The 14,696-nt window shown below is 64.0% G+C and carries 12 protein-coding genes; 9 read left to right on the forward strand and 3 right to left on the reverse strand.

Features of this window, described 5'->3' with window-relative positions; all coding sequences use genetic code 11:
- The first annotated feature begins 10 nt into the window (after positions 1-10).
- On the forward strand, positions 11-1,390 hold the full coding sequence (locus STE01S_RS17515) for an amino acid permease (protein ID WP_062770126.1): 1,380 nt from the start codon (positions 11-13) through the stop codon (positions 1,388-1,390).
- Here the strand turns inward: STE01S_RS17515 and STE01S_RS17520 are convergent.
- Positions 1,345-2,334, reverse strand: coding sequence for a LysR family transcriptional regulator (locus STE01S_RS17520; protein WP_003052730.1), 990 nt, complete (start codon positions 2,332-2,334; stop codon positions 1,345-1,347). The genes STE01S_RS17515 and STE01S_RS17520 overlap by 46 nt on opposite strands.
- Before the next feature lie 161 nt (positions 2,335-2,495).
- Here STE01S_RS17520 and STE01S_RS17525 point away from each other — a divergent pair, with 161 nt between their 5' ends.
- The gene (locus tag STE01S_RS17525) at positions 2,496-3,512 is read left to right on the forward strand and encodes an amidohydrolase family protein (protein WP_255266011.1); all 1,017 of its coding nucleotides are present in this window, start codon (positions 2,496-2,498) and stop codon (positions 3,510-3,512) included.
- 31 nt (positions 3,513-3,543) lie between these two features.
- Here STE01S_RS17525 and STE01S_RS17530 read toward each other — a convergent pair whose 3' ends face one another.
- Positions 3,544-4,350, reverse strand: a complete 807-nt coding sequence (locus tag STE01S_RS17530; RefSeq protein ID WP_062770108.1) for an SDR family oxidoreductase — start codon at positions 4,348-4,350, stop codon at positions 3,544-3,546.
- A gap of 147 nt (positions 4,351-4,497) precedes the next feature.
- On the opposite strand from STE01S_RS17530, the gene STE01S_RS17535 reads away from it, so the two are divergent.
- From STE01S_RS17535 to STE01S_RS17565, 7 genes are all read left to right on the forward strand, one after another.
- Positions 4,498-4,881: a hypothetical protein gene (locus STE01S_RS17535; protein WP_062770111.1), complete on the forward strand. Its 384-nt coding sequence runs from the start codon at positions 4,498-4,500 to the stop codon at positions 4,879-4,881.
- 116 nt (positions 4,882-4,997) lie between these two features.
- Positions 4,998-5,258, forward strand: a complete 261-nt coding sequence (locus STE01S_RS17540; protein WP_003052741.1) for a hypothetical protein — start codon at positions 4,998-5,000, stop codon at positions 5,256-5,258.
- Between the two features lie 106 nt (positions 5,259-5,364).
- Positions 5,365-8,100: a preprotein translocase subunit SecA gene (gene secA, locus STE01S_RS17545; RefSeq protein ID WP_062770114.1), complete on the forward strand. Its 2,736-nt coding sequence runs from the start codon at positions 5,365-5,367 to the stop codon at positions 8,098-8,100.
- 222 nt (positions 8,101-8,322) lie between these two features.
- On the forward strand, positions 8,323-9,720 hold the full coding sequence (locus STE01S_RS17550) for a circularly permuted type 2 ATP-grasp protein (RefSeq protein ID WP_062770117.1): 1,398 nt from the start codon (positions 8,323-8,325) through the stop codon (positions 9,718-9,720).
- 199 nt (positions 9,721-9,919) lie between these two features.
- A complete protein-coding gene (locus STE01S_RS17555; RefSeq protein ID WP_058813208.1) occupies positions 9,920-10,861 on the forward strand; it encodes an alpha-E domain-containing protein in 942 nt (313 codons plus the stop codon).
- A 2-nt stretch (positions 10,862-10,863) separates the two neighbouring features.
- On the forward strand, positions 10,864-11,667 hold the full coding sequence (locus STE01S_RS17560) for a transglutaminase family protein (protein ID WP_062770120.1): 804 nt from the start codon (positions 10,864-10,866) through the stop codon (positions 11,665-11,667).
- Between the two features lie 32 nt (positions 11,668-11,699).
- Positions 11,700-12,431 (forward strand): peptidase, encoded by a 732-nt coding sequence (locus STE01S_RS17565; RefSeq protein ID WP_062770122.1) that lies wholly within the window; start codon positions 11,700-11,702, stop codon positions 12,429-12,431.
- A gap of 31 nt (positions 12,432-12,462) precedes the next feature.
- Here STE01S_RS17565 and acs read toward each other — a convergent pair whose 3' ends face one another.
- Positions 12,463-14,427 (reverse strand): acetate--CoA ligase, encoded by a 1,965-nt coding sequence (gene acs, locus STE01S_RS17570; protein ID WP_062770124.1) that lies wholly within the window; start codon positions 14,425-14,427, stop codon positions 12,463-12,465.
- Between the last annotated feature and the right edge of the window lie 269 nt (positions 14,428-14,696).

The raw sequence follows: 14,696 nt of genomic DNA on the forward strand, positions 1-14,696 counted from the left end.
GGGAATGACGATGAACGAACAGGCCTATCTCGACCGCGAGGCGGGGCTCGAGCGCGGACTCAGCAAAGCGCAGATCATCATGATCGGCCTTGGCGGGGCGATCGGTACCGGCCTGTTCATGGGATCGGGCATCGCGATCGGCTACGCCGGGCCGGGCGTCCTGATCAGCTATCTGATCGCGGCACTGGTCGCGGTCATCATGGTGTTCAGCCTGTCGGAGATGGCGGTCGTCCATCCTACGGCGGGTTCGTTCGGCACCTATGCCGAAATCTACCTTGGCCCGATGATGGGCTTCATCGTGCGCTATACCTACTGGATCCAGCAGGTGCTGCTGATCGGCAGCGAGGCGGTTGCGGTCGGCATCTATATGGGATGGTGGTTGCCCGACACGCCGGTGTGGATGTGGGCGCTGGGCAGCGCGGCCACGGTCGTCTGGGTCAATACGCGCGCGGTGCATAATTTCGGGTCGGTCGAATATTGGCTGACCGTCATCAAGGTGTCGGCGATCGTCGGCTTCATCATCGTGGGCCTGAGCCGTATCTTTGGTATCGTCGGCGATCCGGTCGGGCTGCATAATGTCACCGGGCTTGCCGGCGGTTTCCTGCCCAACGGCTTTTCGGGCGTCTGGATGGCGGTGCTGATGGCGCTGTTTTCGTTCATGGGGCTGGAGTTCGTCGTCGGCACCGCGAGCGAGGCGAAAGACCCGAAAGAGGCGATACCGGCGGCGCTGCGCACGATGGCGGCGCGGCTGTTCCTCTTCTACATCCTCGCGCTGTTCATCATCGTCGCCTTCCTGCCGTGGACGGAGTCGGGGGCGAAGGTCGTTACCGAAAGCCCGTTCGTGAAGATGTTCGCCAGCGCGGGGATCCCCTATGCCGCCGGCATCATGAACTTCGTCGTCGCGACCGCCGCGCTGTCGGCGATGAACACCAGCATCTACCTGGGATCGCGCATGCTCTTTTCGCTCGCGCGCGGCGGCTATGCACCGCGCAAGCTGGGCGAGCTGAATGCGCAGCATGTCCCGATGCGCGCAACGATCGTCACCGGCGTCGGCATCCTCCTCGCCGCCTCGCTGTCGATCCTCACCCCGCTCGCCTATAATTATCTTTTCGGGATCGTGCTGTTCGGTGGTTTGCTCGTCTGGGGTGCGATCCTCGTCAGTCACCTGCGTTTTCGGCGGCGCCATCGCGGCGCCGATCTGCCGGTGCAGATGCCCTTCTTCCCTTATGCCCAGCTTCTGGGGCTGGCGCTGCTGGGGGCGATCGGTGTGACGATGGCGGTCGATGCCGACTGGCAGGTCGCCGTCTTTGCGGGTGGCCCGTGGCTAGTGCTGATCGCTGCGGCCTATTTCGTCTGGCGGCGCGTGTCGCCCTCGGCGGAAGCCGGCTGATCCTGCCCCAGTTCGCTGCGGATCTCTGCGGCGACCTCGTGGACGACGTCCATGAAATAGGCGGCGGCCGCCGACAGTTCGACATTGGCATGCGTCGTCGCGCCGATCCGCGAACTGGCGCCTTCGAGCGTTACGGGCAGCGCGACGAGGCCCGCCTGACCGATGCCCACCTGATGCGGCATCGCCGCCACCATGTCGGTGCTCATCAGCAGGGCGTGATTGGTCAGGATCGACACCGATTCGATCACGTCGAGCGGCGGTTCCAGATCTTCGTGGCGAAAGGCCTGGTCGATCTGGCGGCGCAGCGATGTCTGCGTCGGCGGCATCACCCACGCCTGATCGACCAGGTCGGCGAGCGTCAGCGCGGCGCGCTGCGTCAGCGGATGGCCGGCGCGCACCATGATCGACACGGTGTCGAGGTACAGCACATCCTGCTTCAGGCCCTCGCGCTCGCGATATTCGGGCAGGCGGCCGAGCACGACGTCGATGTCGCCGGTGCGCAGACCGGGCATCAGCCGGTCGATCGTGCCTTCGGCGACCGTCACCGCGATCCCCGGCCGCCGCTCGCGCAGTCGCGCCAGCGCGCGCGGCAGCAGCGATGTCGATGCCGCAAGCAATGTGCCGACATGGACCCGCCCCGACAGGCCTTCTTCCAGCGATTGCAATTCCTCGCCGGCATGGCGAAGCTGCGCAAGGATCAGCTTCCCATGCTTGATCATGACCGCACCGAAATCGGTCGGGGTGACGCCGCGCGACGAGCGCTCGAAGAGCTGGACGCCCAAGGCGTCCTCCAACTCCTTGATGCTCTTCGTGGCCGCGGGCTGGGCGATGTTGAGCGCCTGCGAACCCTTCAGCACCGTGCCTTCGTCGGCGATGGCGGTCAGCAGCCGCAACTGACGCAGCTTCAGGCGTCCGAGCAGGAAATTCTCGTGAAATTTTGGCATGATGTATCTCCCACCCGGTTCGGACAGGATATAGCCATTTTGTAATAGCGAGGGCAAGTCTCGGGATTATTGTTGATAGCTACCCGTCGTTACTCAACCGCATGGCCCGCGCGCTTCGGCGACCCGCGGGGTGTTTGAAGGACAAGGGTGCGGCGACAATTATGATGGACAATCCAGCGCAACGGGCGGCCGTGATCGACATGCACAGCCACTTCTTTCCGGCGATGGATGCCGCCTATCGCGCCCGCGCCGAAGCCGACGGTCTGCCGTGGCTGCGCGATGACGGCGACGGCAGCGGCTTCATCATGTCGGGCGCCAAGATGTTCCGCCCCGTCGACGATATATTGTGGAATCCCGCGCGCCGCGTCGAAGCGCTCGACCAGCAGGGGATCGACCTGCAAATCATCTGCGCGACGCCGATCATGTTCGGCTATAGTCGCCCTGCCGGGCAGGCGCTCGAATGTGCGCAGCGCTTCAATGACGCGGCGCTCGAATTTTGCGGCCACGCGCCGCATCGGATGAAGGCTCTGGCGCAGGTGCCGTTGCAGGATATCGACCGCTCGTGCGGCGAGGTCAGCCGCGCGATGGAATGCGGCCATCTTGGCGTCCAGATCGGCAATCATATGGGACTGCGCAACCTCGACGATGAAGGCATTTTGACCTTTCTCACCCACTGCGCCGAAGTGGGCGCGGCGGTACTCGTCCACCCGTGGGACATGATGGCACGCGAACGCATGCCCAAATATATGCTGCCCTGGCTCGTCGCGATGCCCGCCGAGACGCAGCTTTCGATCCTGTCGCTGATCCTGTCGGGCGCCTTCGAACGCCTGCCGAAAAGCCTGCGCATCTGTTTCGGTCACGGCGGCGGCAGCTTCGCCTTTCTGCTCGGCCGCGTCGAAAATGCCTGGAAATATCGGGACATCGTCCGTGTCGATTGCCCGAACCCGCCCTCGACCTATGTCGATCGCTTTTTCGTCGATTCAGCGGTGTTCGATCCGCACGCGCTGACCCTGCTCGTTGAAGTGATGGGCGAAGACCGTATCCTGCTCGGTTCGGACCATCCGTTTCCGCTCGGCGAGCAGGACATCGGCCAGCTCGTTCGCGATCACAGCGGCCTGTCGGGCGTGCAGAAGGCCAAGATATTCAGCGGCAATTCCCGCAGGTTTCTGAATCTGTAGCGCACACCGTCTTTCGCGCCCGACCGGCGCGTCAATGCGCCGCGGCGCCGCCGAGGCCGTCGATCTTTTTCGATTGCTTGGCGATCAGGCCGGGGAAGAAGCGCGCGAGGCGACCGAGGCGGCGCGCCATCTTGCCGACGGGGACATGCACGCGGTCGCCGTGAACGGCATCCCACGCTGCCTTTGCGACATCTTGCACCGGCGAGATTTCGAAACCGCTCGCCGACAGGCGGTCGCGGGCCGGCTCGTTGCTGTCGGCGCTGACCTGATCGAGCAAAGGCGTATCGATGAAGCCGGGCATCAGCGAACGCACCTTGATGCCATATTTGGCGAATTCGATCTCCAGCCCCTCGGTCAGCCCGCGCACCGCGAACTTCGTCGCCGAATAGACCGCAAGCCCGGCGACGCCATAGAAGCCCGACGCCGATCCGGTGTTGAGGATCGCCGATCCGGGGGTCGCGCGCAGCAACGGCATCGCCATGTAGATGCCGTTGACGACGCCGCCGAAATTGATCGCAATCAGCCGGTCCGCCTCTTCGGGCGGCATGTCGAGGAACTGGCCGCCCGATCCGATACCGGCGTTGTTGAACAAGACGTCGAGGCGACCGCCGCTCGCGGCTGCGAATTCGGCAAGGGCAGCTTTCCATTGGTCGCGGTCGCGTACGTCCATGACGTGGCGCGACGAGGCGCCGTCGGGAAGCAGCGCGGCAGTTTCGTCGATGCCCTGCTTGTTGACGTCGGCGATCCCGACGAACCAGCCCTGTGCTGCGAAATATTGCGCGGTGGCGCGGCCGATGCCCGATCCGCCGCCGGTGATGAATATCGCCTTCCGTGCCATCCCGCCCTCCCTGACATGATTGTCAGTAGAGAACAGGCGAAGTTGACGCGCCCGTCAAGCGCAATCGCGGCGCCCGGCGCAAACGGGCTTTGACAGCGATGCGCGCGGCGATATGGAGCAGGTGGGGTCGCAGGGGAGTATCAGACGATGAACAAGCTGTTTTTGGCCGCCGCGCTGGCGGTTGTTTCGATCCCGGCGGCCGCAACCGCGCAAACCCCGAAAGCTGCGCCGACGATCGGCGACTATGTCGAAGCCATGCGCTCGACCGTCGGGATGGTGTTCGAGGGCGGTATCCAGATTCTGGCGGTGGACGCCGAGGACAATACGCTGGTGATTACCGTGACCGGACCCGACGGATGGCGGGCCGACGCAACGCCGCAACAGGTTTCCGACGCCCTCGTCACGGGCTTCTGCGAAACCTCGCCCGAATTCTTCCGGTCCAGCCACATCACGATGCGCGTCGATTCGATCGATATGAAGGCCAAGACGAAGGGGCCGGTGGTCACGGATTGCCCATCGGGCGGCGCGTGAGGGCGTCGCACGTCGTTGCGCCGCCTCTGGACGTCCGCCTCCTTTCACCCTATGTTCATGCACCAGCGCGCTATATGCGGCGCGTTGGATTGGAATAGGGGCGATTCTTGCGGTTATTGCTGACCCTTTTGGCGCTGCTCACCGGCTTCGCGACTGCGGACCGGGCGATGGCGGCGCCTGCCACGCCCGTGGCAATGGGGTCGCTGGTCCTGCTCGCCGAAAGCGCGAACAAGGCCGAGGCGAGCGACAGCGAACGCCGACCAACCACCGCTACCCCGACCCGCCGCACGACCAGCGGCGGTAGCGGCAAGCCGCGCAAGGCGGCTCCGCCGCATCTTCCCGGCCTCCTCACCGGCAGCGACCGCGCGCTCGAATAGCCTTTCGGCATTGCCCTGACGGGCCAGGCTCCGATGATCGGGGCCTTTTTCTGCATATTCGTGCGGCGCGTCCGCCACCCTTTTCGATAATCCAAGGAAATCCGCCATGTTCGGCAGCATTGCCAAGAGCCTGTTCGGCTCGTCCAACGACCGCTACGTCAATTCGATCCGCAAGACCGTCGCCAAGATCAACGCCTTCGAGCCCGAAATGGAAGCGAAGAGCGACGAGGAACTGAAGGCGCAGACCCCCAAGTTCCGCGCCCGGCTCGATGCCGGCGAAACGCTCGACGACATCCTGCCCGAAGCCTTTGCGACGGTTCGCGAAGCGGCAAAGCGCACGCTTGGCATGCGCCATTTCGACGTGCAGATGATTGGTGGCATCGTCCTCCACCGCGGCGAAATCGCCGAAATGGCGACGGGCGAAGGCAAGACGCTGATGGCGACTTTGCCCTGCTATCTGAATGCGCTCGAGAGCAAGGGCGTTCACGTCGTCACCGTGAACGATTATCTGGCCCGCCGCGACGCCGAATGGATGGGCACCGTTTATGGCTTTCTGGGGCTGACGACCGGGATCATCGTTCCCAACCTCAACGAAACCGAACGCCGCGCCGCCTATAACAGCGACATCACCTATGCGACGAACAACGAGCTGGGCTTCGACTATCTGCGCGACAATATGAAGTACGACCGCGCCCAGATGGTCCACCGGCCGTTCAATTTCGGCATCGTCGATGAGGTCGATTCGATCCTGATCGACGAAGCGCGTACGCCGCTGATCATCTCCGGCCCGACCGACGACAAATCCGAACTCTATATCCGCGTCAACGAAGTGGTCCTCCAGCTCGGCGAAGAGGATTATGAGAAGGACGAAAAGGCGAAGTCGATCAGCCTGACTGAAGAAGGCACCGAGCATGTCGAGCGATTGCTCGAAAACGCCGGGCTGCTCCAGGGCAGCAACCTCTACGACATCGAGAACACGCAGGTCGTCCATCACGTCAACCAGGCCCTGAAAGCCATCGTGATGTTCCGCCGCGACACCGACTATATCGTCAAGGACGGCAAGGTCGTCATCATCGACGAATTCACCGGCCGCATGATGGATGGCCGCCGCTGGTCCGACGGCCTGCACCAGGCGGTCGAGGCGAAAGAGGGCGTGAATATCGAGCCCGAAAACCAGACGCTCGCCTCGATCACCTTCCAGAATTATTTCCGCATGTATCCTAAGCTGTCTGGCATGACCGGCACCGCGGCGACCGAGGCGGCCGAATTCTTCGAAATCTACAAGATGAACGTCGTCACCATTCCGACGAACCGCCCGATCGCGCGCATCGATGAGGAAGATGAATTCTACAAGAATATCACCGACAAGTTCGGCGCGATCGCACGCACGATCCGCGATGCGAACGAGCGCGGCCAGCCGGTGCTGGTCGGCACGGTGTCGATCGAGAAGTCCGAGCTTCTGTCCTCCTATCTCGAAAAGGAAGGCGTGCCGCACAGCGTCCTCAACGCGCGCTTCCACGAAAGCGAGGCGCATATCGTCGCGCAGGCCGGCCGCGCCGGCGCGGTGACGATCGCGACGAACATGGCGGGCCGCGGCACCGACATCAAACTCGGCGGCAGCGAAGAATTCCGCATCGAGGACGAGCTGAAGGACATGCCCGAAGGCGCCGAACGCGACGCCGCCGAGGCGCGAATCCGCGAGGAAGTCGCCGCCGAGCGAGAGGCGGTGAAGGCCGCCGGCGGGTTGTTCGTGCTCGCCACCGAGCGCCACGAAAGCCGCCGCATCGACAACCAGCTGCGTGGCCGTTCGGGCCGTCAGGGCGACCCCGGCCTGTCGAAATTCTACCTCTGCCTCGACGACGATCTGCTTCGCATCTTCGGTCCCGACACGCTGTTCGCCAAGATGATGAACAAGAATCTGGAGGATGGCGAAGCGATCGGATCGAAGTGGCTGTCGAAGGCGATCGAGACCGCGCAGAAGAAGGTCGAGGCGCGTAACTACGACATCCGCAAGCAGGTCGTCGAATATGACAACGTCATGAACGACCAGCGCAAGGTGATCTACGAACAGCGCGGCGAGATCATCGACAGCGAAACGGTCGATGACGCGATGACGGCGATGCGTGCCGAAACGGTCAATGCGATCGTCGCCGATGCGTGCCCGCCGGGCAGCTATCCCGAGCAATGGGACATCGAGGCGATGAAGGAGCGGGTGGCGAACATCCTCGACCTCAGCCCGCCGTTCGATGAATGGATGCAGGAAGATGCGGTCGACGCCGAAATCTTCGAAGAGCGCATCCAGCAGATGGCAGACGCGGCCGCCGCCGAAAAGGCGGCGCAAGTCGACCAGGAAAGCTGGCGCGGTATCGAAAAGTCGATCCTGCTCCAGACGCTGGACCATCATTGGAAGGACCATCTCGCGACGCTCGACGCATTGCGGCAGGCGATCTTCCTGCGCGCCTATGCGCAAAAGCAGCCGATCAACGAATATAAGGCCGAGGCTTTCGGGCTGTTCGAACGGATGCTGCAGAATATCCGCGAGGATGTGACGCGCACCGTGGCGCGGATCGATTTCCAGTTCCAGGAACCCGAACCGATGCCGCTGCCCGATCTGCCGGACTTCCTGACCACGCACATCGATCCCTTCACGGGCGAGGACAACAGCGCCGATATCGACGGCGGCTCGCTGGGCGTGATCGCCGACACGCTGCCGCCGATGCAGGTGCCGCGCCCCGATCTTCCCGAAGGCGAAAATCCCTATGCGGCGCTGGAGATCAGCCGCAACGCGCCGTGCCCCTGTGGTTCGGGCCGCAAGTACAAGCACTGCCACGGGCAGCTTTGACGGCATAGGACGGCGGGGCCGCGCGCCGGTGCGCGCGGCCCTTCGCGCCGTGACGAGGCCGCTTGCCATCGCGCGGCGGCGCGATTAGCATCTTTCCCATAAGCTTGGTGGCCGTGTAGCCGCCGGGCGACGTAGCAGGTCGGAACAGGGCGCCGCGTTTATCGTGCGCGGTTGGCGTGGCTGTTGCGTGGAAAGGGTCGGAGCATTTCCTTCTTCGACGAGATGATGACCGGGGATGGCGGGACCAGGCCGCCCTATCGCGAATATTGCGAATGGTTCGACGCCGAGGATGCCCAGCGCATCCAGCGCAAGACGCAGCAGGCCGAAGCCTTTTTTCGCACCACTGGCATTACCTTCAACGTCTATGGCGAGGCCGACGCCGACGAGCGACTGATCCCGTTCGACGTCGTGCCGCGGATCATCGCTGCGGGCGAATGGCGGCGCCTGTCGCGCGGGATCGAGCAGCGGGTGCGCGCGCTCAACGCCTTTCTCTACGACATTTATCACCGGCAGGAGATTTTGCGTGCCGGCCGGGTGCCGACCGCGTTGATCGCGCGCAACGATGCCTTCCTGCCGATGATGATGGGCATGGATCCGCCCGGCGGCGTCTATACCCATATCAGCGGCATCGATATCGTCCGCACCGGTGCCGACGAATTCTATGTGCTGGAGGATAATGCCCGCACCCCGTCGGGGGTGTCCTATATGCTCGAGAATCGCGAAACGATGCTCCAGATGTTTCCGGAGCTCTTCGCGAAAGTACCGGTGCGCGAGGTCGGCGACTATCCGATCAACCTCCTGAAATCGCTGTCGGCCTGTGCGCCGCCGATGTGCGGCGGTACGCCGACTGTCGCGGTGCTGACGCCGGGCATCCACAACAGCGCCTATTTCGAGCACAGCTTCCTTGCGGATCAGATGGGCGCCGAACTGGTCGAAGGGCATGACCTGCGCGTCGTCGATGGCCGGGTCGCGATGCGCACGACGCAGGGCTATCGCGCGATCGACGTCCTTTACCGCCGCGTCGACGATGACTTTCTCGACCCGCTGAATTTCCGTCCCGATTCGATGCTGGGGGTGCCGGGGATATGGGACGTCTATCGCGCGGGCGGCATCACGATTGCCAATGCGCCGGGGACCGGGATCGCCGATGACAAGGCGCTCTATAGTTACATGCCCGACATCATCGAATTCTACACCGGCGAAAAGGCGCTGTTACCCAACGTGCCGACGTGGCGATGCAGCGAGCCCGAACATCTGCGCGAGGTGCTCGACCGGCTTCCCGAACTGGTGGTGAAGGAAGTGCACGGGTCGGGCGGCTATGGCATGCTCGTCGGGCCGACCGCAAGCCGGAAGGAAATCGCAGCGTTCCGCGCCAAGCTGGAGGCAAACCCCGGCAATTATATTGCCCAGCCGACCCTGTCGCTTTCGACGGTGCCGATCTTCACCAAAAAGGGCCTTGCCCCGCGGCATGTCGATCTGCGTCCCTTTGTCCTGATGTCGCCGCAGGGCATCACCATCACCCCCGGCGGCCTGACGCGCGTCGCGATGACGAGGGGATCGCTGGTCGTGAACAGCAGCCAGGGCGGCGGCACCAAGGATACCTGGGTGTTGGAGGACTGATGGGGATGGCGCTTGGCACGGGGATCGGTTTCAGCCCCCTCCCGCAAGCGGGAGGGGCTGCGAGACTTGCGAACTCGTTCGCTAGTCGCAGCGGGGTGGGCATGCAGCGCGATCGGTCTACCCACCCCGCTGCGCCTAGGCAGCAAGCTGCCAAGCCTCGCTGCCCCTCCCGCTTGCGGGAGGGGAGGGAGGCGCGCCCATGCTAGGCAAAACCGCAGGCAGCCTATTTTGGATGGCGCGCTATCTTGAACGAAGCGAGAATAATGCGCGGCTGATCGACGCGGGCTTTCGCATCGCGCTCACCCGGTCGCAGACGGCGCCCGCCGAATGGCGCTCGATATTGGAGACCGCGGGGGTCGATCAGGCATTCCTGGCGACGCACGATGATTACAGCTCCGCGCGCGTCGTCGATTTCCTGCTGCGCGACCCGGCCAACCCGTCGAGCATCCTGTCGATCGTCAAGCACGCGCGCGACAATGCGCGCACCGCCCGCACCGCGCTGACGCGCGAGGTGTGGGAGGCGGTGAATACGAGCTGGATGACGTTGACCGACCTGCTCAAGCGGCCGGTGCGCGAGGACGATCTGCCCGACGTGCTCGCCGCGATCCGCCAGCAGAGCGCGCAGGTGCGCGGCGCGCTGACCGGCACGATGCTGCGCAACGATGGCTATAATTTCGCGCGGCTGGGCACCTTCCTCGAACGCGCTGACAACACGGCGCGCATCCTTGACGTAAAATATTATCTGCTGCTGCCCTCGGTCGCGCATATCGGCACCTCGATCGACAATGTGCAGTGGGAGACGATCCTGCGGTCGGTGTCGGCGCACCGCGCCTATCGCTGGCTCTACGGGGCCGAGATCAGCGCGCTCAAGATCGCCGAATTCCTGATCCTCTATGGCCAGATGCCGCGCAGCCTCGCCTTTTGCTGCGCCAAGATGCAGGACAATCTTGCCTGGCTCCAGCGCGGCTATGGCGAAGAGACCGAGGCAGGGCGGATGGCCGATGCCCTGTGCCGGCAAAAGCTCGCGGGGCCGATCCAGGCGATCTTCGATGGTGGCCTGCACGAATATCTGACCGATTTCCTGTCCGCCAATTCGGCGCTCGCGATGCAGATCGAGCGCGATTACCGTTTCGTGGAGTGACGATGTTCCTGCGTGTCGAACATACCACCCATTATCGCTATGACGCTCCCGTCGGCTATGCGCTGCAACAACTGCGCCTGACCCCCAAGGACCGGCCGGGCCAGCAGCGGATCCACGACTGGACGATCGAAGTCGAGGGCGGAGAAAAACAGCTCCATTATGTCGATCATCACGGCAATGGCGTCGATCTGATCGCGGTGCACGGCGGCGATGCCGAACTTGTCATCCGCTGCCACGGCGCGGTCGAACTGCTCACCACCGACGGGGTGATCGGGGCGCATCGCGGGGCGATGCCGCTGTGGACCTTCCTCCGCCCGACGCCGCTGACCCGCGCGGGACGGGGCGTGCGCGCGCTGACCGCCGGATTGGGCCGCGACTTTGCAAACGATATCGAACGCGCGCATGCGCTGTCGGCGGCGATCCTCGACCGGCTGGCTTATCGCATCGGCGTCACCGATGCCGAGACGACCGCAGAACAGGCGCTGGGGGGCGAGGGCGGGGTGTGCCAGGATCACGCCCATATCTTCATCGCCGCGATGCGCCATCTGGGCCATCCCGCGCGTTATGTGTCGGGCTATCTCAGCATGGACGACCGCACCCATCAGGACGCGACCCACGCCTGGGCCGAGGCCTATTTCGACCATATCGGCTGGATCGGCTTCGACGTCAGCAACGGCCATTCGCCCGACCAGCGCTATATCCGTGTCGCAACGGGGCTCGACTATCGCGATGCCGCCCCGGTTCGCGGCATGCGCTATGGTGCGGCGCAGGAAAATCTGGTTGTCCAATTGCAGGTGCAGCAATAATCGGGACAGCACAGGGGCGGGATGGGGATTCGATGACCTATTGCGTGGGCATGCGTTTGAACAAGGGGCTGGTGTTCATGTCGGACACTCGCACCAACGCCGGCGTCGACGACATATCGCAGGTGCGCAAGATGCGAAGCTGGCACGTGCCGGGCGAGCGCGTCATCACGCTGATGTCGGCGGGCAATCTGGCAACCACCCAGGCGGTCGTCAGCCTGCTCGACGAACGCACCAAGGCACCCGAAGAGCGCCAACCGTCGATCCTGCAGGCGCCGTCGATGTTCCAGGTGGCGACGATCATCGGCGAGACGCTGCGCCAGATCGTGCTGCGCTATGGTGCCGAAGGGCCGGCCGCCGAATCGATCTTTCGCGCCTCGCTGATCGTCGGGGGACAGATTGCCGGCGCCGAACCGCGCCTGTTCCTGATCTATCCCGAGGGCAATTTCATCGAAGCGGGGGAGGACAATCCCTTCTTCCAGATCGGCGAAACCAAATATGGCCGCCCAATCATCGTGCGGTCCTACGATCCCGCTATGTCGTTCGAGGATGCGGTCAAGCTGCTCTGCGTCTCGTTCGATTCGACGATCCGCGCCAACGCCGGGGTCGATCTGCCGATCGACCTGAAGGTCCACGAACGCGACGATTTCCACGGCGTCCACGAACGCCGCTTCGAACGCGACGATCCCTATTTCCACAATGTGTCGCACGGCTGGGCCGAAGCGCTGGGCATAGCGCTAGCCGAACTGCCGGACTTCCATTTCTAAATCCCCCTCCCGCTTGCGGGAGGGGTTAGGGTTACCGGTTCTTCCGGCCTTCGATCAGCCCGTCGACCAGGCTCGGGTCCGCCAGCGTCGACGTGTCGCCGAGCGAGCCGAAGTCATTCTCCGCGATCTTGCGCAGAATCCGCCGCATGATCTTGCCCGACCGGGTCTTGGGAAGGGCGGGGGTCAGGTGGATATGGTCGGGCGTCGCGATCGGGCCGATTTCCGTGCGCACCTGCTGCCGTAGCGCGGCGGCAATCTCTTCGGTCGGCTCGACCCCCGCATTCAGCGTGACATAGGCGTAGATGCCCTGGCCCTTGATGTCGTGCGGAAAGCCGACGACCGCAGCTTCGGCGACCAGATCGTGCAGCACGAGCGCGCTTTCGACCTCGGCAGTGCCCATGCGGTGGCCCGAGACGTTGATGACATCGTCGACCCGCCCGGTGATCCGCCAATAGCCCTCGGCATCGCGGCGGCAGCCGTCACCGGTGAAATATTTGCCCTTGTAGGTCGAAAAATAGGTCTGAATGAAGCGGTCATGGTCGCCATAGACCGTCCGCGCCTGCCCCGGCCAGCTATGCGTGATGCACAGATTGCCCTCGGTCGCGCCGCCGACCTGTTCGTCGGCAAGCACCGCGCCATCCGCATCGACGAGCTGCGGCCGGACCCCGAAGAAGGGGCGCCCCGCGCTGCCCGGCTGCATCGGATGCGCGCCGGGAAGCGTCGTGATCATGATGCCGCCGGTCTCGGTCTGCCACCAGGTATCGACGACGGGGATGCGGCCCTTGCCGACGAGCTGGTGATACCAGCGCCATGCCTCGGGATTGATCGGTTCGCCGACGCTCCCGAGCAGCCGGAGCGTCGACAGGTCGTGGCGCGTCACATAATCGTCGCCTTCGCGCATCAGCGCGCGGATCGCGGTCGGCGCGGTGTAGAGAATGTTGACCCGGTGTTTGTCGACGACCTGCCAGAAGCGATCGTGATCGGGATAATTGGGTACGCCTTCGAACATCAGCGTCGTCGCGCCATTCTGAAGCGGGCCGTAGACGACATAGCTGTGCCCCGTGACCCAGCCGATGTCGGCGGTGCACCAGAAGATTTCGCCCGGCCGATAATCGAACCCGTACCAGAAGGTAGACGCGGTCCACACGCTGTAGCCGCCGACGGTGTGCAGGACGCCCTTGGGCTTGCCCGTCGAGCCTGAGGTATAGAGGATGAACAGCGGGTCTTCGGCGCCCATCGGTTCGCACGGGCAGTCGGCGCCGACATCGGCCGACAGCGCGTCGTACCAATGGTCGCGGCCTTCGCGCATCGCGACGTCGCCGCCGGTGTGCGCAATCACGAGTACGCCCTTTACGTCGACGCGCTCGAGCGCCTTGTCGACATTGGCCTTCAATGGGATCGTCTTGCCGCCGCGCAGCCCTTCGTCGGCGCAGATCACCCAGTCGCTGCCGCAATCCTCGATCCGCCCGTGGATCGCCTCGGGCGAAAAGCCGCCGAAGATGACGCTGTGGATCGCGCCGATGCGCGCGCACGCGAGCATCGCCATCGCGCCTTCGGGGATCATCGGCATATAGATGGTGACGCGGTCGCCCTTGCGGACACCCATCTTCTTGAGCGTGTTGGCCATGCGGATAGTGTCGGCGAGCAGCGCGGCATAGCTGATGTGCCGCACCTCGCCATCGGGGGCGTCGGGTTCAAAGATGATCGCGGTGCGCATCCCATGGCCCGCGGCGACATGGCGGTCGAGCGCATTGTGGCAAAGGTTGAGAACGCCGTCCTCATACCATTTGATGCTGACGGGATCGTAGGACCAGCCCGCGATCTTCGTTGGCGGCGTCATCCAGTCGATGCGCTGTGCCTGATCGGCCCAGAAACCGTCGGGATCGTCGATGCTGGCGGCGTAGAGCCGGTCATAATCGGCCGCACTGCAATGCGTGTTCGCGGCGGCATCGGCGGGCACGGGGACGAAGGGTTCGGAGGGGGGTAGTTCGGACACTGCATCTCTCCTCTATTTGCTATCCCCTTAGCCGTTCGCATCGAGCGAAGTCGAGATGCCCTATCGTCATTGCGCGCCGTCGTGGGGTCTCGACTTCGCTCGACACGAACGGGGGAGGAGTATTATGCGGCTGCCCGATGGCGTGGACGAAAGGACGAAGGATGGCCGGGGTTAGCGTCCGCGCTCGTGGTGTAATTTCCGGTGTAGGCGATGGTGTATTCCGGGGTGGGGCATGCCCCACCCCGGAATGCGGCGTCGCTGGTGGCCAC

The organism is Sphingopyxis terrae subsp. terrae NBRC 15098 (assembly GCF_001598815.1).
In the GTDB taxonomy this organism is placed as follows: Bacteria; Pseudomonadota; Alphaproteobacteria; order Sphingomonadales; family Sphingomonadaceae; genus Sphingopyxis; species Sphingopyxis terrae.

Excerpts from the sequence above, each read along its gene's own strand:
- STE01S_RS17560 (WP_062770120.1), top strand. The coding sequence starts at position 10,864 with ATGTTCCTGCGTGTCGAACATACCACCCATTATCGCTATGACGCTCCC.
- STE01S_RS17565 (WP_062770122.1), top strand. The coding sequence starts at position 11,700 with ATGACCTATTGCGTGGGCATGCGTTTGAACAAGGGGCTGGTGTTCATG.
- STE01S_RS17525 (WP_255266011.1), top strand. The coding sequence starts at position 2,496 with ATGATGGACAATCCAGCGCAACGGGCGGCCGTGATCGACATGCACAGC.
- STE01S_RS17515 (WP_062770126.1), top strand. The coding sequence starts at position 11 with ATGAACGAACAGGCCTATCTCGACCGCGAGGCGGGGCTCGAGCGCGGA.
- secA (WP_062770114.1), top strand. The coding sequence starts at position 5,365 with ATGTTCGGCAGCATTGCCAAGAGCCTGTTCGGCTCGTCCAACGACCGC.
- STE01S_RS17555 (WP_058813208.1), top strand. The coding sequence starts at position 9,920 with ATGCTAGGCAAAACCGCAGGCAGCCTATTTTGGATGGCGCGCTATCTT.
- STE01S_RS17535 (WP_062770111.1), top strand. The coding sequence starts at position 4,498 with ATGAACAAGCTGTTTTTGGCCGCCGCGCTGGCGGTTGTTTCGATCCCG.
- STE01S_RS17550 (WP_062770117.1), top strand. The coding sequence starts at position 8,323 with ATGATGACCGGGGATGGCGGGACCAGGCCGCCCTATCGCGAATATTGC.
- STE01S_RS17530 (WP_062770108.1), bottom strand. The coding sequence starts at position 4,350 with ATGGCACGGAAGGCGATATTCATCACCGGCGGCGGATCGGGCATCGGC.
- STE01S_RS17520 (WP_003052730.1), bottom strand. The coding sequence starts at position 2,334 with ATGCCAAAATTTCACGAGAATTTCCTGCTCGGACGCCTGAAGCTGCGT.